We start from the raw sequence: 18,307 nt of genomic DNA on the forward strand, positions 1-18,307 counted from the left end.
GGGAACACAAGACGAGAGTAAGAAAAGGTCACGGTTAAGGATGGGGGGATGGAGGGAGCAAGCAAGGGTTGCTTTTCAAGCTGCCAAGCGCCTCTTCTCTGGAAAACCTGGACAGTAACTGTTAGAACATTACAAGGCGTTGATAGTACATCGCCTGACCCCTGACGTTATTTTCCCGATGACAGAGCACCGGAGAACGACTTGTGATTTTGTCAAAAATGACAGTGACATTAAAGAGAGACCGCTTATAAAAAACAAGGAGCACTATGGATTTATCACGCTATAAAGGCATTATTTTTGATATGGACGGCACGCTCATTGACTCCATGCCTGCCCACCTCGAAGCATGGGAAAAAACCTGTGCAATTCATGAAATTCCATTCGACAGAGAGTGGTTTTATAGTCTTGGCGGGATGCCGACGTTACGCACGGCTCAAGAAATTAACCGCCGTTTCCGTCAGCATTTCGATGTTGAACGACTGGCCAAAACCAAATCCACCTTTTTTGCAGAACTGGATGAGCAAGGCGATTTGATTCCGGCGACACACCGAGTTTTGCTGGATCACAAAGACAGCAAGAAAATCGCGGTAGGGACGGGATGTGCAATGATGAATGCCGAGCCATTACTCCGTCAAACAGGGATTCTGCCGTTGCTGGATGCCTTAGTGACATCCGATGATGTTGTGAACTATAAACCGGATCCGGATACTTTCCTGGAAGCTGCCAAGCGTATCGGTTTGGAGCCACATGAGTGTGTGGTCTTTGAAGATACAGCATTAGGACAATCCGCTGCGTTGTCGGCTGGGATGGACTGTTACTTGGTCGTCGACGGTAAAATCACAACGCTGACCCGAGCGAAACCACGAGCTGAGTTGGTCGGAAGTCTGTAAGAAACGATGTCTATTTCTATGGTTTGCTTTTTGACTGAGTCATTCATGCCGCTCCCTGGCTATAAAGAGACATAAGGCGCCAATACGGAGATTCACGAAGCACTCAGGCATAAAACGAATTACACATAGTAATATAAAGGGTATTCTTAATGCTCGTCGGAATACCCTGATAGCCATGAACAATTACAATCGACCCCATACAAACAGCAAAGGCCGTAATAACGGTTCGCGCAGCACCAGCACGGACAGCACCTGTTCTAATCGCTCCTGTACCAATAGCAGCGACATGCCTGCCGCGAAAATTTCAGGCTCTGACACTGATACGCCATGTACTGATATTTCACAGACTGCTTCTTCAAGTGCAGATTCTTTAAGTACAGATGCTTCGATTACAGGCACTTCAAGTTCAAATTCTTCCTATAGAGAACCTGCGCGTATAAAACCATTGACCACAAGGGCTTCACTTGCAAGCTCTTCGTCCACAACATCTTCGTCCACAACATCAGAAACGGAACCGTCAGCATCGTACGGCTTATCTGAAACCCGATTCTGGATTCAGAGGTTGAGTAAAACTGCAGTACGCGCTCTGCATATTCTGGGCGTTGCGGGGAGTGCAGGAGGGATCCTGTACGGGCTTGAAAAAGCAGTCTGGATACACTGGTGGATCATGGCGATGGTGACTGGGATCCTGTTGATCACCTTTGAATTGATGCAATCCCGATTATGGCTGATTCAGCTGAAAGGCGTGCTCACTCTGGTGAAGCTTGGGTTACTTTCATGCTTCTTTATTCTCCCCGAGGAAAAAGCGGCGCTTTATGTCGTTGTGATTCTGATGTCCGTCATCGTCGCGCATGGTCCGGCCGGACTGCGGCATTATTCGATCTGGCACCGGCGTCGGATTGATGAACCCAAAGGCAGAAAAAAGTCGATGCACGGTTAGTCAGAAAAATTAACCCTCTTGCCTGTGTTCACAGTCACTACTTGTATTTTCAGTTCCGCCCTTGTTCATCGTTACCCAAGTGAAGAGCCTTGCTGTTGACAGGTACTTGGTTGGTGACGGGTACTTGGTTGGTGACGGGTACTTGGTGACGGGTACAAAATGTCATCACTTTTTTGTGGTGACGCTACACTGATAAGTAGGTGTACTGCGTACGAAAACAGGAGAATAGCTGTGAAAAAACTGCTGAGTATGCTTTTTTTGCCGCTGGTGGTAACGGGGTGTTCACAATCTATCGATGAGCGTGCGGATCACTACGTCGAGGTCAGTTATACCTTGTGCGGTGCCAAGGTGCGTTCTTATTCGCAGGGCGACGACGGTAAAATCCGAATTGTTTGCGACAACAACAGCTATTTTTCAGTAAAAGATGAAGACACACTGGCTTATATGCATGAGCTGAATGGGGCGTATTGTCAGGGTAAAGGCTTTTCCAATTTTCATGAGAGAAGTCGGTATTTTACCTTTACCTGTGAAGATGACAAAAATTTCAATGTCCCTAAATAGGCAGTGATTCTGTCCATAAAGAGTCTCAAGACTAAGTGTAAATACTTGTTCGGATGAGAGCAGGAGACAAACACATCTCCTGCTCGGATGACGGGATGAGGTTGGTTCAGGGGCTGCTCTCGATTAGCTCCATTCCAAGTTTAATCTGTTTTTACGCTGTCTCTAAAGCCCTTGCACTAACTGATAACGGCGTTGCGGGCGGCCACCGGTTTTATAGTTCAGCACCAAGCGGATCATCCCTTCGGTTTCCAGATATTCCAGATAACGTCGGGCCGTGATTCGGCTGACATTCATACGCTGGCCAATGTCTTCGGCTGAAAAATCATCCATTTGTTCGTTACGCAAAATCGCTTTCAGGTTGGCCAGGGTCGTGGCATCAATGCCTTTGGGAGTCTGACGGATGGGAGCCGCCGGACATTTCCGGAGTAACTGGTCAATGTCCGTCTGATCAAGCGTGGTGGCCGCTGTCAGTTTTTCTCTGTAGCGAAGAAAATCCTCCAGCGCTTGATTGACCCGGGAAATTCGAATCGGTTTGACCAGATAATCCATCACGCCGAGCTGCACGGCCTTTTCGATGGTGGCGATTTCTCGCTCGGCGGTGGTCATAATGAAATGGCAACTGGCCTGACGCTCGCGCAGCAGTCGTACTACTTCTAATCCGTTGCCGTCCGGCAGGGTGATGTCGACAAAAATCAACTCAGGACGGTACATCTCAAACTGCCGCACGGCGTCGGCATAGCTTTCACTGGCGGCAATTACAGTAAATTGTGGATGCTGATTGATGGTTGACTCCAGGGTGTAACTGGCGCGGAGGTCATCCTCAATCAGCATGACGGTAATTTTTGTCATTGTATGTTCTTATCCAGATAAACGCTAAACAGGGTAGTGTGATGTTCGGTCCGCTCCCAATCGATACTACCGTGAAAATACTCTACAAGTTGACTGACCAGATAGAGGCCGACGCCATTTTGTTGTTCATCATCCTTGCTGCTGATCCCAAACTCCAGAATGTGGTCATGGATGTTTTCCGGCACACCGGCACCGCTATCCTGTACCTCCATAATGATGTGCTGGCTCCGGTCACTCAGATACAACTGAACGGTCGCCGGCTGCTGATCGCGGTTCTGCCAGGCGGCCAGCAGGGCATTATCGATCAGGTTCCCTAAGATAGTGACAAACTTATCTGACAGCGCTTTTTCGTAGCTGTTCAGGCTACTGTCTTCATCCAGACTGAAAGTTACCCCGAGATCTTTCGCTTTATTAAATTTTGCCAGTAACAGTCCGGCGACTGCACTGTCTTGCACCGTAGTGACGATACTGCGGATGATTGACTGGTAGCTGTCGGTTTCCTGCTGGATGAACTCCACCGCTTCGTCATGGTGGCCAATTTGTAGCATGCCGGACAGAACATTGAGCTTATTGGAATACTCATGCGTTTTGCTACGTAACAACTCGGTATAGTTCTTCAGATAAGTCACCTCACTGGCCAGTTCACGTTGTTCCAGATTGGCGAAGAACACGATCACATGGCCCTGAGTACCTTTTGTTGTCGTGATAGGGTAGATATCGGCGTGATAGGCGTGTTTGCCCATATTGAATGTGTCTTTTACACATGTTGCTTCGGCCGATGTCTGCTGGCTGCATAGCACCAGATGGCTGAGTGATGCGGAATACTGGGACAGGGGTTTACCGATAAAATCTTCGCGGCCAAAAATGCCCATAGACAGCATTTTACTGGCACTGTGGTTGACGGTGGTGATGCGCATGTCAGTATCCACGGCAATGATCGCGTCGCGGATACTGTTCAGGATCATTTCGTGCTCACGGAACTTATTGACGATAACCTCTGGTTCGTAGTCAAGAAATGTCCGCTTCATTTTAAACACGAAGGTGGCGGTTAGGCTGATGCCAATCAGGTACACCAGCGTAATCAGGCTGCCCAACTGGCCAAACTGCTCCAGCAGAATGCTGATACTGCGGTCATACAGGTAGCCAATGCTGACCACGCCAATCACTTTCCCGTCCGCCACAATCGGCGTGAAGTTACGTATAGCTTTACCCAGGGTGCCACTGGCGATACTGGTATGGTCGATGCCTTCAGTTAAGGCCGGGGTAATATCCTCACCGCGAAAAGGCAGTCCTATTTTACTGGGATCAGGGTGAGTCAGACGCAGGGCGTGATTATCTGTAACAACGATAAATGAGGCGTCAGTTTTACTGCGAATCGATTCAATATAAGTTTGGAGGGCGAAAGGCTGCTGGTGGTTTTTGGCCTGTACAGCCTCAATCACCACGGGATCGTGCGCGAGTACCCGCGCCAGTTCCAGACCGCGATCCTGAATACCCGCGATATGCGCATTCTGCAGCAAGTAGAAAATGACCGTTGTCACCACGACGACAATGGTGGAGGTGGTAGCGACAGTAGAAAGGGCAAGGTAGCTCTTCAGTTTCATGATGTTGTTATCCGGAAGCAGCGTTTCGCGTTAAGCCAGCCAGTATAACGTGTTCTTTATCAGGAAGGGTACGGCTTAACCTGAATCCGCATTTAATCGGCGGTATTTGGAACAAGCCTATATTGGCAATAAAATGCCGGGCAAGAGCCCGGCATGTCTGGCGCGAAAGCATATTGCTGCTGAGTTTGCTTGTTGCAGCAAAGATTTCTGCTCTCAGAGTTCTTGATGCCGTTTACAGCAATTCGAGAATCATGGTTGCCAGAATCAGCATGAAAGCACCGCCGATACGGGATGAAATCTGAGCAAACGGCATCAGCTCCATACGCTTACTGGCTGCCAGTACCGCTACGTCACCCGTACCACCCATGTTAGCCATACACAGGCCAGCAGTGATAGAAGCTTCGATTGGGTTAAAGCCCATCAGACGACCGATGATGGCGGTACCGACTACGGCACCCAGTACAGTTGCGAACACCATCAGGAAGTAAACCAGTGTCAGTGAATCAAGAATCTGGTTCAGGTCAGTGTAAGCAACGCCGATACCAACCAGTAGCGCCGGTGTCAGGTTGTCGACCACGAACTTATACCAACCGTGTGCTGCACGTTCCAGTTCACGAGGCATCAGACCTGCCACTTTAACCAGTGCCACGAAAATGATCATCAGTGCGTAAGTGTGCATGCTGATCACCGTACTCAGCATTGAGCCAACGTAGTACATAGTGATCGCCATCAGTGCACCGATACCCAGCACATTGATAGAAATTGGCTGCTCGTTTTCTTCTTCCGCTTTTGGTTCCGCAGCGCCGCGCATCAGCTGGCCGTTACCGGTCAGAGACGGGAACATGTTACCGACTTTATCCAGCATACCTGCCATCACGATGGCCAGAGCATTACCAATGGCCAGTGCCGGTACCATTTTAGACATCAGCATCTCTGCTGACATGCCTGTGTTACCAGACATAATTTCAACCAGTGGAACCGCACCTGCACCCATGCCGCCACCCATAATTGGCAGAGCAATAAGCATGACTGAGTCCATGAAGCCGTGGCCCAGCAGTGAACCGGCAATACCGGCAAACAGGAAGGCAACGGCAACACCACCTAAAATCACCGGGATGTATTTCAGGGCTGCTTTTTTCAGGACGTTTGTGTCCATGCCCAGAATAGAACCGGTTACCAGGCTGGCAATGAAGAAAGAAAGGAAGCCACCGCCTTTAACAAAAGAAGTGATGGATTCTGCGGTTTCTTGCGGAATCAGGCCACTGTGGAAAATGTAGGATGAGCCAAAAATAATGACAATGGCACCGCCACCGAAGAATTGGTTAACGATCGGTGTTTTGTCACCGGCAACGTTCAGAATATAACCCACGACGGCCATAATACCGATTGCACCGATTATTCCTGTTGGCATATTGTTCTGAACTGTTGCCAGAAGGATCACCGCTGCAGACAGCGCAAAGATGATGTTCATCATGCGTTTGTCTTTTAAAGACATGGTGTTATTGGAAAACATAGTTCACCTGTGTAATTCATTGTTGTGATTTCGGGGGTAGTTTAACAACTTGTACACAGGCAGAAATTGAGAACTTCAATTATGTAACTATGTCGCACTTTCGTAACTTTTGTAACCCTGGGTTGGATAATTATCTGGTTATTAAGCGAAAAATTGCGGTTATTTTTGACTTATTTTTGTACTATGCCGTATTAAGTTTATGTTGATAAGAGCTAAAAGCGAGATATTGGTTAGTAAACTTAGCTTATAGAATTTAATGAACCTACAATCATTTTTGAGATGCTTGATAAGTAGAACTTGAAAGTGATTTGTAGGAAGAAGAGGTTGCTGAGTGCGAGAATTTCAATCTCTAAACGGCCTTATTACCAGTCCATTGTAATTCATGCTACATATTTGAGCAGAATGCAACTCCCCCCAAGGTTAAATTTCAGTTTATTTGGCTTGTTTTTCAAACTTTATAGAGATAACCTTAGCGCGATCGGAATAAGTGTGCTGTGTCATATTGGTTGAGTTGCTATCAAGGATTGATATAAATGGTAAAATATTGGCTATCTTGCCTTGTCTTCCTATTTCTTTTCAGTAGTAAATCATTTTCTGACGAATCAGAAAATGTACCTAATAAAATAATTACTTTGGAATATATGGGGATAAATGGTGAGCATTTTGAGTGGTATAAGGATGGCGTTGAAGTCGTTTGGAACCCCCATGCACCCAAGTCAAATATTGATTCAGAACCCAATTTTTTCGGGTGGCTTTACATCAGTCATTTTAGCCCATCATTTTTAAATGAAAATCAGAGTGTTACGATTAGACGAAAAAACGCACTTAAAACAGAGTTATCAACTAAGCCAGCTGCACCCTATGCATTTTTATATAATAGCGGAGGGGCGAACTTATTCCCTTCAGAGTTTCATTTATATGAAAGAAACCCAATACGGTTGTACGTATATGGTTACGAGAAAATAGAGAGAAACACTACGTCAGAAAAGTCTTTCGTTTATGCTGAGCGTTTGGAATATACTATTGATGTTTTTATGAATATAACGGTTGGCGTTGAGTTGGATTACTACCAAAAGATGAAAATTTGATTGGTAGACATTTCTTCAAGTCAAGCATGAAAACTTTCTATCAAAGAAATTTTTGTTGTCAGATTCGTAGGACTGGTAAATACCACGTTATGTGTAAAGTACAATTATTTCACAATGAAGAGGCTACAGAAGCGTGGTGTCAGACTAAATAAAAAATAAAGCTAATTATTTTTTTGTGCAATATATAATCTATTTGGGGTGTTAATAAACCGCGTTGTATGATTTTTGGGATATTTCTGAGGTTAATCGCTGCTTTCTTGGCAGTATTAATGTTGAAATGGCTAAATAATAGACTCAATTATTCAATGTCTTATGAAAGCCCTGGGGCTTGTGTGGATTTTTCTTGATAGAGTTTATGTATATGCTGCTATCACCTCAAAAGTCGTTGCTGCTAGTGTCTACCCCACATAATTTTTGTGAAAGTTAGAGTGATACTTTACTCTTCTCGATCTTGTTTTGTTTGAAACTGACGTTAGACCAATGCGGACAATGCATGTCAGGTCAGACCAACAACATGACTTAACCATATAGAGTCCGGAAAACTGATTCGAGTCTATTGCAATATTATTTTTAAGTTTTTTTGTTCAGTTGTGTGCCTGATTGTTGCTTTCTATTCCAGTAAAAATGCAATAAATACAATTGTTTGACTGTTGGATTGCAACCTGTGTCGAGGCAGAGTTGAAGAATAAAACGCCAAACAAATACAATTAAATATAAAATTAAAGGTGAAATCCTGTTTGGAGTGTGGACAATACTCCGCGGCTAAAACGTATTATCCCTTCCGGCACCAGTATGGTGCTCGCTCAATCAAACGACAAAAACAACGATAGACAGGTACACCTTACGTGGTTTTCACGAACGCGCAACTCACAACGATTCATCATGCTCTGACGAAAGGGGCTGTATGTTTAGATGATCACCTGGTACAGGGTGTGCTGGTGTATGTCGAAAGTATAGTGATTAGCCACGGTATTGAGCGGTTCGATTATCTGGAGCTGTCGCAGCTTCAGAATCCGTGTGCGTATATTCGAATGCGGTCATTACAGCCTATCAACTTTTTTAATGACTGTGATGAACCGGATGTTGAAAGGGTATGTCGCGACCAGAACTTTAAACCCATTACGCTGCAGGTGTGTTATCCGGTTTATTATCCCAATGCTGATCCTGAACCTGAATGGCAAACCTATGCCAGATATGAGCGTGCGCAGGTCATCGAGGCGATCAACACGATGCTAAGCCTGCTCTGTGATCAGCAGTTCACAAGCTGTCGTCGTTGTCAGTGCTATTTACCCACGGGTTTTATGACCAATGGAAAATGCCGATATTGCTGTGTTGACCAGCGTCGTCATCGTGAAGTCAATCACCGGTAGGTCATGATAGAATGGCGTCTTATGGCGCTGTTAATGCCATAGGCGATACAGCCCCCGCATCTCATCTTGACGGACGATAGCTTGCTTCCCAGGTATATACAGACAACGTTGTACTATTAACCACGACTGATGACTACGACTGATAGGTCGCTTCAAGATTTCGCTGCATGATTTCCAGTTGCGCAAGCAGAGAAGGAACCTCTTGCGTTTTACCTCTTGAAATAGCCTGGCGAATTTTTTTCTGACAGGAACGAACACGACTGATGTAGTGTTTTCTGGCAAAAATCTTTCTTAGCCCGATTGCTTGGTCCATCACTTTCTCCTTAGCGACATTTGTACTTTTTTATTTAGTATTACCTAGTTTAAAAAAAGAATTGTCGGATTTATGTCAAAATTTTATTGCAACTAATAGCATATTGATGGGATATGGCTCGGTATCTACTTTTGCGTGACCTGTCTTATTGAGAGTTACATCAAAATGTTGATATGGAGCCAGAGTTCACAGTTATTCATTCAGCTTAAATGTTCCCGTGATTGCACGTTATTTGTTCATCTACCTTTTAAAAGCGTCTGTAATTAAAAGGAAAATAACGTGAAACTTAAAACAATCATCATCTCTGCCATGTTGGCAGGTAGTGCTGCCTCTGCCCCCGTTTTTGCGTCAGCCAGCGCATCCTCATTGGAACTATCTGGTTATACCGCAACGAAATACCCTATTGTATTGGTTCATGGCTTATTTGGCTTTGATAGCCTGGCCGGCGTAGATTATTTCTACGGCATTCCCCATTCGTTGACCAAAGATGGTGCGGCTGTATTTGTTGCACAGGTATCAGCAACAAACAGTACAGAAGCCAGGGGGGAGCAACTATTAGCGCAGGTCGAAAATCTGCTGGCCGCGACCGGATCAGAGAAGGTCAACCTGATCGGCCATAGTCACGGTGGCCCAACGGCCCGGTATGTGGCGTCTGTACGCCCGGATCTTGTTGCGTCGGTCACCAGTGTGGGTGGCGTTCATAAAGGATCTCGTGTGGCGGATGTGCTTAGAGGGGCTGTGCCGCCGGGCTCTATATCAGAAGGCGTTGCTGTAAAAATGGCTGAAGGATTGACTACCTTAATTGGGTTGTTGTCAGGCGGCCATAATCTTGAGCAAGATCCTCTGGCTTCACTGGAGGCGCTGACAACTGCTGGATCACTGGCGTTTAATCGTGACTATCCGGAAGGTGTACCTACCAGCGATTGTGGTGATGGCCAATTTCTGGCTGACAATGGGGTGTATTACTACTCCTGGACGGGATCTGCAACATTTACTAATGTGCTTGACCCGACAGATGGAGCCATGACGATGCTCGGCTGGGTGTTTGATGGACCGAGTGACGGGCTGGTTGGGGTGTGTAGTGCGCACTTAGGCAAAGTCATTCGCGATGATTACAAAATGAATCATCTGGATGAAATCAACGGCCTGTTGGGTATTCATCATCTGTTTGAAACTGATCCGGTGACGTTGTATCGCCAGCATGCAAACCGCCTGAAGTTACAAGGTTTGTAAGGGGGGATGTGATGGTGAAACATCGTCAATCTTTAGGTTGGGGTGGCCGTGTCGGTGAGGCCACCCGAAAACTGGCTGTCAGGCCATCGTATTTGCAGGATTTGGCTTTGAAGAATCGGCATGTGCAGAATCAAGCTGGGAACGCAAAAGCGCAAATTAAGAGCAGGCTTGGGGTGTTGTTATGTGCGGGAGTTGCGGCTTTGTCTTTTGCTGGCTACCAAAGCGCGCTTAACAGCCAGGCTTTATTGCCGTACCAGGCTGAACCCTCTTACGCCTCCGATAACCAGGAAGGCGCCGTTCTTGGTTTTGCTAAGGTAGGAGAAACCTCAGCTGAGACATCTGTAGCAGAAGCCTTGAATCTGCCGGTGGCACAAGTGCCTTCACAGCTTAACACTTTGGTTGACACTGCCTCTTACAAGGCGTTGTTTGACTATCTGCTGTCCGGATTGGGTGAGTCGGATCTTACGAGGGTTCGCGAGGCTCTGCAGCAGTATATAGACACCACCTTGCCCCCTGGAGCGCTGCCGACAGCAGACGTGATGAGGCTGTTTGATCAATATGTCGCGTACAAAAGGGCGCTGGCAGATATGTCGTTACCCGCTTCCTCTCCGTCGTCTGTCACAGAGCCAATTATTGCCGAAATTGAATCAGTTGATGTCGTGCCCATGAGTACTGAGGCTGTCGGTGTAGACGCTTTGCGCCAGCTCCATCAGCAAATTCTTGACTTGCAGGCGCGCTATTTTACGGGTGATGAGTCTGAGATGTTGTTTGCTGATGAAAACCGCTTGCGTCAGTTGGCTATTGATAAACGGCAAATAGCTTCCTCGGCAATGGATGATGAAGAGGCTGGCGATAGGGCACAGGTGCTGTTGGCTGGTCAGCCGGACTATATTCAGCAGGCTGAGAGAAATGTCAGTCTGGCGTCTCAGCTGACATCGGGGCAAGCCCTGCCGGAGCAGGAACGTTATATCTTGCGTTCGGCGCTGGTGGGGGAAGCCGCAGCTGAAAGGCTGGCTGATTTGGATCGGTCCAGAGAAACCTTTAATGATCATCTGACAGCGTATCTGGCGGAACGACAGGAGATGCTTGCTACACAGGGGCTCTCTGAATCGGATAAGCAGCTGCAGATAGGGCGGCTGCGCGAGTCTTTTTTTGCCAGAAAACAGTGGCGAAGGGTACAAGCGCTGGAGCGCCTGCATGACCGTGATAGTCTGGTGAATAGCTCTGTAGCGCCTTGAGTTGTGTGTCTTTGTTGCCTGCCTGAGTTTCTATTTTGAGTTGTGGGTTATGAATGCTTGGTTTCAGATAAGCAAAAGGTCGAGAACAATTGGAATGAGCTACAACCTGCGTCAATAAAGACAAACGCCAGGCTACTGCCTGGCGTTCTTTGTCTGCTGACATAAACAGTGTAGGTGTCATGTTTGGGTCTGTTGCTGTGTGACGTGCAAACAGGCCGGCGACAAAACCCTCAGGATTTCTGGGTTGGCTGCAGCAAAGAGCCCAGATAGCGGACAACGTGAGCCGCGTCTTGTGCGGTATGGGTAATCTTCTTGATGATAGCTTCGGCACGTTCTGTGTCATCACCCAGCGCGGAGCGGACTTTTTCATTCATTTCCTGAGCGTGCTCCAGTTTTTGTTTACAGTCTTCAAACAGAGCAGACAGAAACTGGATATCGACCTCACCGCCTTTGATAAACATTTCAGCGGCAAGCTTGTAGACAGTGAAAAACTTTGTCGCCATGTCTTTTTTGCTTGGGTCGCTTTCTTTCGCCCAGTCATTTGCCCAGTCTTTGAAAATAATGGCAATTTCCGGGTTAGGAATGATGTTTACTTGTTGCATCAATGGTGTCCTCAGGCGTTCAGCAAGTGGTTGTGGGGCGTCAGTGTACTGGAGGGGGGAGCAAGGTGAAAGTCAGTCACACCTGACTGTATGAATTATGATCACATTTGTACGGGGCAGCGTATGCCTTGTCAGAGATTCACAAACATTCTGCCTATGAGCCTATCCGTAACTCTGGTATCTGTCACTCGGGTATCAGTATCTCTGGCATCAGAAAATGGGCGTTCGCAGACAGGGCTGGTTGATCAATGATCGTGAGCAGGAGGATGTCGATGAAAATAGGGTTGTTTGAGCAATGCCAATGGTTACTGTTAAGTCAGAGAACTGCACGTACTCACGGACAGTTAGTCAAGCTTGTCAGCGGGCGATTGCTGGAGGGGATGGCACGATTAGGACGTGGTGTATTGGGTTGTACCGTATTGGGGCGTACTGGGCTGGGTTGTAAGGTTCTTGTTTGTACCGTTCTTACGCGTACGATTCTCAGGTGTACTGCTTTATGGCGTCATGTTCTATTTCGTCATGCTCTATGGGGCCATGATCTATGGGGTATAGCCTTCAGGTATGGTGCGCTTGGTTCGATTGCAGTGATTTCAGGTGCAGTATTGGCAGAGACGTATTCACCTGCTACTGAAAACCAGCCAAAGATTGAGCAACAGACATGCAGCAAGTTATTGTCCCATCAATTTAAAAAGCTCAATTCGTCAGATGAGATTGACCTGTGCGCTCAGTTCCGTGGCAAGGTGTTGTTGGTCGTGAATACGGCCAGTCAGTGCGGTTACACGCCTCAGTTTGAACAACTGGAAGCGCTGCATCAGCGTTATCGTCAGCAAGGGCTGTCTGTCATTGGTTTCCCGTCGAATGATTTCCGGCAGGACAGAGGCAGTGAAGCGGATTCTGCCAAAGTGTGCTATCTCGATTACGGTGTGACCTTCACCATGCTTGAACGCAGCCATGTTACCGGTGAGCAGGCGAACCCGGTTTTCAGGCAACTGGCTAATGACGCAGGTGTTGCTCCAAGCTGGAACTTCTTTAAATACATTGTCGATAGAAATGGTAAAGCCGTGGCTGTATTTTCCAGTCGTACCACGCCGGATGATCCATTGATTGTCGCGACAATAGAAAAGTTGTTGTGAGTGCTGACCCTGTGAAACGGGTATGTAACGTGGCATAACAAACACAGCCGACAAAATTGTCGGCTGTGGGGTAACAGACTGATTGTAAGGGCTAAAACCTGAAATGACAGCTTAAGGCAGCGGTGTGTAGGACTGTACCATCATCTCTGAGGCTGCTGGCTGAGACAGAGGCTGATTGGCAGCGGTCATAGCCTTGATGTAATTAATCAGCGAATCCGTGTACAGCAACCCGGTATCTTCACGACGTGCAGGGTCATTGTACACCGGCACCATTGCGTCATAACGGTCACCGCCAGCGGCGATGAAATCATTGGTTACCACGACATATGTGGCATCCAACTGAATTGGAGACCAGACGCTCTCATTACGTCGGCGAACCTCCACATTGCTGATACGACTGCCTTTAGCGGCTGTCATATCCAGGTCAAAGCGTAGATTTGCAGCGGCCGGAAAAGCGCCGGTGGAATTGTTGACAACCACGTTATCAATCGCATCTTCAATGGTATTGAGGATCTCTTGTCCGGTCATATCCAGATTCACCAACAAGTTGGTAAACGGCAGCACATCGAAGGCGTGGCCGACGCTGACGTCACCGGCAGGGATACTGTTACGAACGCCGCCGGTGTTCTGAATCGCAATATCAGAACGAAGTGACATGGCTTTAAAAGCTTCTGAGACAATGCTAGCCATGACACTGCCGTGCTGATTGAGGAAATCCCGCTCCGGTGAATTGGCGAGGCAAATATCCCCGTGAGGGTGGTTCTGGCCCGGAACGCGTTCTGCACACAGGTTGTCGAGACTGGTACCGATAATCTCCGCTTTTTTCTCGTCAATTTTTGATTTGTAAGTGTCGAGCAGAGTGGCGGTTGCTACATCAGCGTCAACAAGGCTCAGCTCCGCAGTATTGGCGACCTGAGTCTCGATAAGGGCTTTATCAGCTTCTGAAACCGGCTGTTTGTCGCGCTGGAAAGTATCACCCAGCATCAGGTGAGGGTGACCGCTACATTCGGTAACCTGACCGGCTGCATTGAAGGATACGGACAGTTCTCCCAGTGCTTTAGCATTTTCCCATGCCTGAACAATACATACCTGATCGCCGCTGGCATTATTGACGATAGTTGGGTAATCACCGGAAGGTAATAAACCGAGTGGTTCAAGAACAGTTTTATTTCCCAGTAAGGTATGGCTGTCACCGCCCACAATCACATCCACATCGCGCAGAGATTTTGCCATGGCAATATCATTCTTGTAGGTGTAATGAGAGAGCAAAATGATTTTATTGATGCCGTCAGCTTTAAGTTGATCAATATATTTTTGTGCCGTTTCGACTTCATCAAGAAAAACCGTATCTTCCGAAGGAGAAGAGGAGGCCTGTGTTTTTCCTGAGATATCCAGCCCGATAATGGCGACTTTTTCGCCGTTAAATTCTTTGATTACGTATGGCTGGTATTTATTAAAGATCGGGTTGGATTCCGGTACTTCAATATTTGCAGCCAGAACTGGCGTTCCGCAATTACCTTCAGCCAGTTTATCCATGAAATGGGAAAGCTGTGTATTCCCATCATCGAATTCATGGTTACCCAGAGCGAAAGCGTCGAAACACACCTGATTCATCATCAGGGTATCCGGCAGCTCTTCACGAAACAGGCTGTAATACATGGTGCCAGTCATCGCATCACCAGCGTGAAGTTTGAGGACGTTTTCATGCTGACTGGCTAACTCATTGACTTTAGAAACCAGTCGAGGGAAACCACCCAGTGACACCTGAGTTTCCTTATCCTGCAATAGCAGTGTGAAGTTGTCAGTTGCATCCAGTTTGGAATGATGATCGTTAATGTGCAGTAATGTGAGGTTGAGGGCTTTGCTTTCTTTGGCTTGGGTATCGTCATTATCTGATGAATTACAACCAGTCAGAGCCAGTGCCAGCGAAAGAGCCAGAAGAGATTTCACTTTTTTCATTATTTGTGCAGTCCTGTCCAATTATTTAAATCAGTCAGAAACAGTAGTGGGCATTTTTTTCAAAACTATGAAGCTGCTATTAGAAATCTAATCAGTAATTTGTTCACGAAGGTGTCATGTAATCGATGACAATAATATCAATGCTTATTTTTTGGCTTTTTATACTGAAAAACATACACCATTGTAAAAACGGCAGATTTTTAATTTTTTTAAAAGTAACCAATAATTGTGGCGCACAGCAGATTAGCAAAATGTCATTCTGGCTTCATATGTTAAGCCTAGGATGCTTTTGTATTTTTTAACGGAGTAAAAGATGAGACCTTTAAAACCATTAAGCGGTGCGATTGCACTTGCATTAATGAGTGCGCCGGTGTCGGCACAGCTTATGATTACGGAATATGTCGAGGGTTCCGGTAATAATAAAGCCATTGAACTGACCAACCTGTCAGCGGCAGAGATTAACCTTTCTGACTACAGTCTACAGCTTGCCGTGAACGGGTCAGACACTTTCAGAGCGCCAATCAGCCTGCAACCGGTAACACTGGCTGAAGGCGAGAGTTATGTGGTTTACCACAGCAGTGCGTCGGCAGAGCTAAAAGCGGCCGGGCATTTTGGTACCAGCCAACTGGCATTCAACGGCGACGACGTAGTGGCGTTGTTTGAAAACGGTACACTGATTGACAGTCTGGGCCAGTTGGGCAAGTCGATCAGCTTCGGTAAAGACGTCACATTGCGCCGTGATCCTTCAGTAACCACGGGGCGTACAGAGGTCGACAGCCCATTTGATGTTAATGACCAATGGGTTGTACTGGCAAAAGACACCTTTGACGGGCTGGGATGCAGCGGGCTGGACGCTTGCGAAGCAGAGCCGCCGGTTGTGTTCCAGTGTCAGCCAGATAAAGCGGTGCCGGTGTACGCAGTACAGGGAAGTGGCAATCGCAGCCCGTTAGTGCCCGACGGCCGTTTTGACAGTGAGGAAACTTACTTTGTGCAGGGCATTGTTACCGCTCGTGGCGAAAGCTTGTACAAAGGTTTCTACCTGCAGGATGCCCAGGGCGATGGGGATGAAGCCACCTCTGACGGCATTTTCGTTTATCTGGGCGGCAACCCGGCTCCGGCTGAGATTCAGCCCGGCGCGGAAGTGTGCGTCGAAGCGAAGGTGAAAGAGTATTACGGGAACACCCAACTGGACGTACAGGACAATGCATATGCTGTGCTGGGAGAGGGTTACCCGATTCCGTCTCCGGTGCGTTTTCGTGTTCGAGAAGGCGAAACACTGCATGACGCGCTGGAGCGCCATGAAGGAATGCAGGTTCTGCTGGATCAGGACAGTCCGCTGGTAGTGACCCGTAACTTCAGTTTTGATTACGGGTCATACCGTAACAACATGATGCTGGCTCATAATACACCGCTGTACAACCCGACCCACTGGTATGCGGCGGAAACGCAAGAAGCTCTGCAAATGGCGGCGGACAATGCGGTCAGCCGGGTGTATCTGGAATCTGACTTCAAAGCAGCGGACGGTGTACTGCCATGGTTTAATAATTTCAATCCGGAAACGGGCTATCTGCGAATCGGTGATCAGCTGACGGGGCTGACGGCAATGGTAGGTTACAGCTATGGTGAGTACCGTCTGGTTGCAACGAATCACATTACCAGCGGCGATTTGCTGCGCACCACAGCCAACGAGCGAAACGATGAACCACAGACGGCAGACGTCAACGGCCTGAAAGTCGCTGGCTTCAATGTCTTGAACTATTTCAACTCTTTTGCTGAATCAGGAAATCCGAACGCAACCTGTACGGAAGCCGTGGTTGCACCTGGTGCGAAATGCTATCGCGGAGCACCGACAACTGAAGAGTTTGCGATGCAACAGGCGAAATTGGTTAATGCCATTATTGCAATGGATGCCGATATCGTCACGCTGATGGAGCTGGAGAATAACGGCTTTGACGAAAACAGTGCGCTGCAATCATTGATTCAGGCGCTAAATGATGCGCAGCCAAACAAGAAAGATCATTATCGCTCGGTGAAAGTCCGTAAGTCAGATCTGACGTTTAAAGATGCGCCGGGATTTGAAAACGTTGCCTATTTCGGTGAAGATGCCATCAAAGTTGGCATTATTTACCGTCATCATAAGGTGAAGGCGAAAAATCATGCCCGTCAGATTCAGATGCCTGAACAGCATGCTCCGCTGAATGATGGTGCTACTAAGAGTGCTTATCAGCGTCACGCGATGATGCAGCGCTTTAATATTCCGGGTGCGAAAGATGACCTGACTGTGATTGTGAACCACTTTAAATCTAAGGGTTCCAGCTGTTGGGAAGATGACACGCAGTTTGCTGAAAAAGAAGATGTACAGGGTAGCTGTAATAACTTCCGGGTTTCTGCAGCAAAAGTGCTGGGCGAAGAAATTCGTCACCTGAACGGAGACGTGCTGGTAATGGGGGATCTGAACTCATACGGAATGGAGGATCCGATCCTGACGCTGACCAGCTTCGATCCTGAAGATCGTGGTGGCAAAATTTATACCGCGTCGCACACAACACTGGGCGGCAAAGAGTATGAAGCGCAAGGGCAGTTGATTGAACGCGGCTATGGCCTGATTAACCTGAAGCATAAAACGGATTACAGTTACAGCTTTGAAGGTGAACTGGGTAGCCTGGATCACGCTCTGGTTACCCCATCGTTGGCGAAGAAAGTGGCAGCGGTCGAAGCATGGCACATTAATGCCCCTGAGAGTAACCTGTTTGAGTACGGCAAGAAGTACACGGGTGAGTTAGAAAAATCTGACAATATCTATTCTTCTTCAGACCACGATCCTATCATTGTGACGCTGGATTACGGCAAACGTGCTCAATGGCCGGGAAAAGGGCATGGTAAAGTCCAGCACTGATAGCCCTTAGCAAACCGGGCGATGGGTAAAACGTGCTACAGGTAATTTGAGCAAAGTAGAACGCAAACAGCCAGCATTATGCTGGCTGTTTTTTTATTGAACATGGGAGTTGTACTGA

16 protein-coding genes are annotated in these 18,307 nt (G+C 47.4%); 9 read left to right on the forward strand and 7 right to left on the reverse strand.

The window, feature by feature from the left end:
* Positions 1 to 266: 266 nt before the first annotated feature.
* Positions 267 to 890: an HAD family hydrolase gene (locus C9I92_RS13770; protein ID WP_047885359.1), complete on the forward strand. Its 624-nt coding sequence runs from the start codon at positions 267 to 269 to the stop codon at positions 888 to 890.
* 183 nt (positions 891 to 1,073) lie between these two features.
* Here the strand turns inward: C9I92_RS13770 and C9I92_RS25795 are convergent, their stop codons facing one another.
* The gene (locus C9I92_RS25795; RefSeq protein WP_282958009.1) at positions 1,074 to 1,208 is read right to left on the reverse strand and encodes a hypothetical protein; all 135 of its coding nucleotides are present in this window, start codon (positions 1,206 to 1,208) and stop codon (positions 1,074 to 1,076) included.
* Positions 1,209 to 1,452: 244 nt separating this feature from the next.
* On the opposite strand from C9I92_RS25795, the gene C9I92_RS13780 reads away from it, so the two are divergent.
* Positions 1,453 to 1,830, forward strand: a complete 378-nt coding sequence (locus C9I92_RS13780) for a hypothetical protein (RefSeq protein ID WP_242551862.1) — start codon at positions 1,453 to 1,455, stop codon at positions 1,828 to 1,830.
* A 231-nt stretch (positions 1,831 to 2,061) separates the two neighbouring features.
* Positions 2,062 to 2,391 (forward strand): hypothetical protein, encoded by a 330-nt coding sequence (locus tag C9I92_RS13785; protein WP_053061824.1) that lies wholly within the window; start codon positions 2,062 to 2,064, stop codon positions 2,389 to 2,391.
* 162 nt (positions 2,392 to 2,553) lie between these two features.
* Here the strand turns inward: C9I92_RS13785 and C9I92_RS13790 are convergent, their stop codons facing one another.
* The 3 genes from C9I92_RS13790 to C9I92_RS13800 form a co-directional block, all read right to left on the reverse strand.
* Complete coding sequence (locus C9I92_RS13790) at positions 2,554 to 3,240, reverse strand: response regulator (protein ID WP_047885361.1); 687 nt, start codon at positions 3,238 to 3,240, stop codon at positions 2,554 to 2,556.
* Positions 3,237 to 4,844, reverse strand: a complete 1,608-nt coding sequence (locus C9I92_RS13795; protein WP_047885362.1) for an ATP-binding protein — start codon at positions 4,842 to 4,844, stop codon at positions 3,237 to 3,239. Before C9I92_RS13795 ends, C9I92_RS13790 begins: the two co-directional genes overlap by 4 nt.
* 232 nt (positions 4,845 to 5,076) lie before the next feature.
* Complete coding sequence (locus C9I92_RS13800) at positions 5,077 to 6,357, reverse strand: 2-hydroxycarboxylate transporter family protein (RefSeq protein ID WP_047885363.1); 1,281 nt, start codon at positions 6,355 to 6,357, stop codon at positions 5,077 to 5,079.
* Between the two features lie 533 nt (positions 6,358 to 6,890).
* On the opposite strand from C9I92_RS13800, the gene C9I92_RS13805 reads away from it, so the two are divergent.
* A complete protein-coding gene (locus C9I92_RS13805; protein WP_047885364.1) occupies positions 6,891 to 7,445 on the forward strand; it encodes a hypothetical protein in 555 nt (184 codons plus the stop codon).
* 845 nt (positions 7,446 to 8,290) lie between these two features.
* Complete coding sequence (locus tag C9I92_RS13810) at positions 8,291 to 8,815, forward strand: hypothetical protein (RefSeq protein WP_047885365.1); 525 nt, start codon at positions 8,291 to 8,293, stop codon at positions 8,813 to 8,815.
* 133 nt (positions 8,816 to 8,948) lie between these two features.
* Here the strand turns inward: C9I92_RS13810 and C9I92_RS13815 are convergent, their stop codons facing one another.
* Positions 8,949 to 9,128 carry a hypothetical protein gene (locus C9I92_RS13815; protein WP_047885366.1) on the reverse strand — a complete coding sequence of 60 codons (180 nt, stop codon included), beginning with the start codon at positions 9,126 to 9,128 and terminating at the stop codon, positions 8,949 to 8,951.
* Between the two features lie 309 nt (positions 9,129 to 9,437).
* Here C9I92_RS13815 and C9I92_RS13820 point away from each other — a divergent pair, with 309 nt between their 5' ends.
* Both C9I92_RS13820 and C9I92_RS13825 read left to right on the forward strand, forming a co-directional pair.
* Complete coding sequence (locus C9I92_RS13820) at positions 9,438 to 10,361, forward strand: esterase/lipase family protein (protein WP_047885449.1); 924 nt, start codon at positions 9,438 to 9,440, stop codon at positions 10,359 to 10,361.
* A gap of 11 nt (positions 10,362 to 10,372) precedes the next feature.
* Positions 10,373 to 11,599 carry a lipase secretion chaperone gene (locus tag C9I92_RS13825; RefSeq protein ID WP_053061825.1) on the forward strand — a complete coding sequence of 409 codons (1,227 nt, stop codon included), beginning with the start codon at positions 10,373 to 10,375 and terminating at the stop codon, positions 11,597 to 11,599.
* Between the two features lie 230 nt (positions 11,600 to 11,829).
* Here C9I92_RS13825 and C9I92_RS13830 read toward each other — a convergent pair whose 3' ends face one another.
* Positions 11,830 to 12,201 carry a hypothetical protein gene (locus tag C9I92_RS13830; RefSeq protein WP_047885367.1) on the reverse strand — a complete coding sequence of 124 codons (372 nt, stop codon included), beginning with the start codon at positions 12,199 to 12,201 and terminating at the stop codon, positions 11,830 to 11,832.
* 587 nt (positions 12,202 to 12,788) lie between these two features.
* Between C9I92_RS13830 and C9I92_RS25685 the strand changes: the two genes are divergently transcribed.
* On the forward strand, positions 12,789 to 13,334 hold the full coding sequence (locus tag C9I92_RS25685; protein WP_422894362.1) for a glutathione peroxidase: 546 nt from the start codon (positions 12,789 to 12,791) through the stop codon (positions 13,332 to 13,334).
* Between the two features lie 111 nt (positions 13,335 to 13,445).
* On the opposite strand, the gene C9I92_RS13840 is transcribed toward C9I92_RS25685, so the two are convergent.
* Positions 13,446 to 15,293 (reverse strand): bifunctional metallophosphatase/5'-nucleotidase, encoded by a 1,848-nt coding sequence (locus C9I92_RS13840; protein ID WP_053061826.1) that lies wholly within the window; start codon positions 15,291 to 15,293, stop codon positions 13,446 to 13,448.
* 313 nt (positions 15,294 to 15,606) lie between these two features.
* On the opposite strand from C9I92_RS13840, the gene C9I92_RS13845 reads away from it, so the two are divergent.
* Positions 15,607 to 18,189 (forward strand): ExeM/NucH family extracellular endonuclease, encoded by a 2,583-nt coding sequence (locus tag C9I92_RS13845; protein WP_047885368.1) that lies wholly within the window; start codon positions 15,607 to 15,609, stop codon positions 18,187 to 18,189.
* The last annotated feature ends 118 nt before the right edge of the window (positions 18,190 to 18,307 follow it).

Source organism: Photobacterium ganghwense (assembly GCF_003025595.1).
Taxonomy (GTDB): domain Bacteria; phylum Pseudomonadota; class Gammaproteobacteria; order Enterobacterales; family Vibrionaceae; genus Photobacterium; species Photobacterium ganghwense.

Coding starts and splice junctions, on each gene's coding strand:
- C9I92_RS13820 (WP_047885449.1), top strand. CDS start 9,438: ATGTTGGCAGGTAGTGCTGCCTCTGCCCCCGTTTTTGCGTCAGCCAGC.
- C9I92_RS13770 (WP_047885359.1), top strand. CDS start 267: ATGGATTTATCACGCTATAAAGGCATTATTTTTGATATGGACGGCACG.
- C9I92_RS13805 (WP_047885364.1), top strand. CDS start 6,891: ATGGTAAAATATTGGCTATCTTGCCTTGTCTTCCTATTTCTTTTCAGT.
- C9I92_RS13825 (WP_053061825.1), top strand. CDS start 10,373: ATGGTGAAACATCGTCAATCTTTAGGTTGGGGTGGCCGTGTCGGTGAG.
- C9I92_RS13790 (WP_047885361.1), bottom strand. CDS start 3,240: ATGACAAAAATTACCGTCATGCTGATTGAGGATGACCTCCGCGCCAGT.
- C9I92_RS13840 (WP_053061826.1), bottom strand. CDS start 15,293: ATGAAAAAAGTGAAATCTCTTCTGGCTCTTTCGCTGGCACTGGCTCTG.
- C9I92_RS13815 (WP_047885366.1), bottom strand. CDS start 9,128: ATGGACCAAGCAATCGGGCTAAGAAAGATTTTTGCCAGAAAACACTAC.
- C9I92_RS13830 (WP_047885367.1), bottom strand. CDS start 12,201: ATGCAACAAGTAAACATCATTCCTAACCCGGAAATTGCCATTATTTTC.
- C9I92_RS13795 (WP_047885362.1), bottom strand. CDS start 4,844: ATGAAACTGAAGAGCTACCTTGCCCTTTCTACTGTCGCTACCACCTCC.
- C9I92_RS13845 (WP_047885368.1), top strand. CDS start 15,607: ATGAGACCTTTAAAACCATTAAGCGGTGCGATTGCACTTGCATTAATG.
- C9I92_RS13800 (WP_047885363.1), bottom strand. CDS start 6,357: ATGTTTTCCAATAACACCATGTCTTTAAAAGACAAACGCATGATGAAC.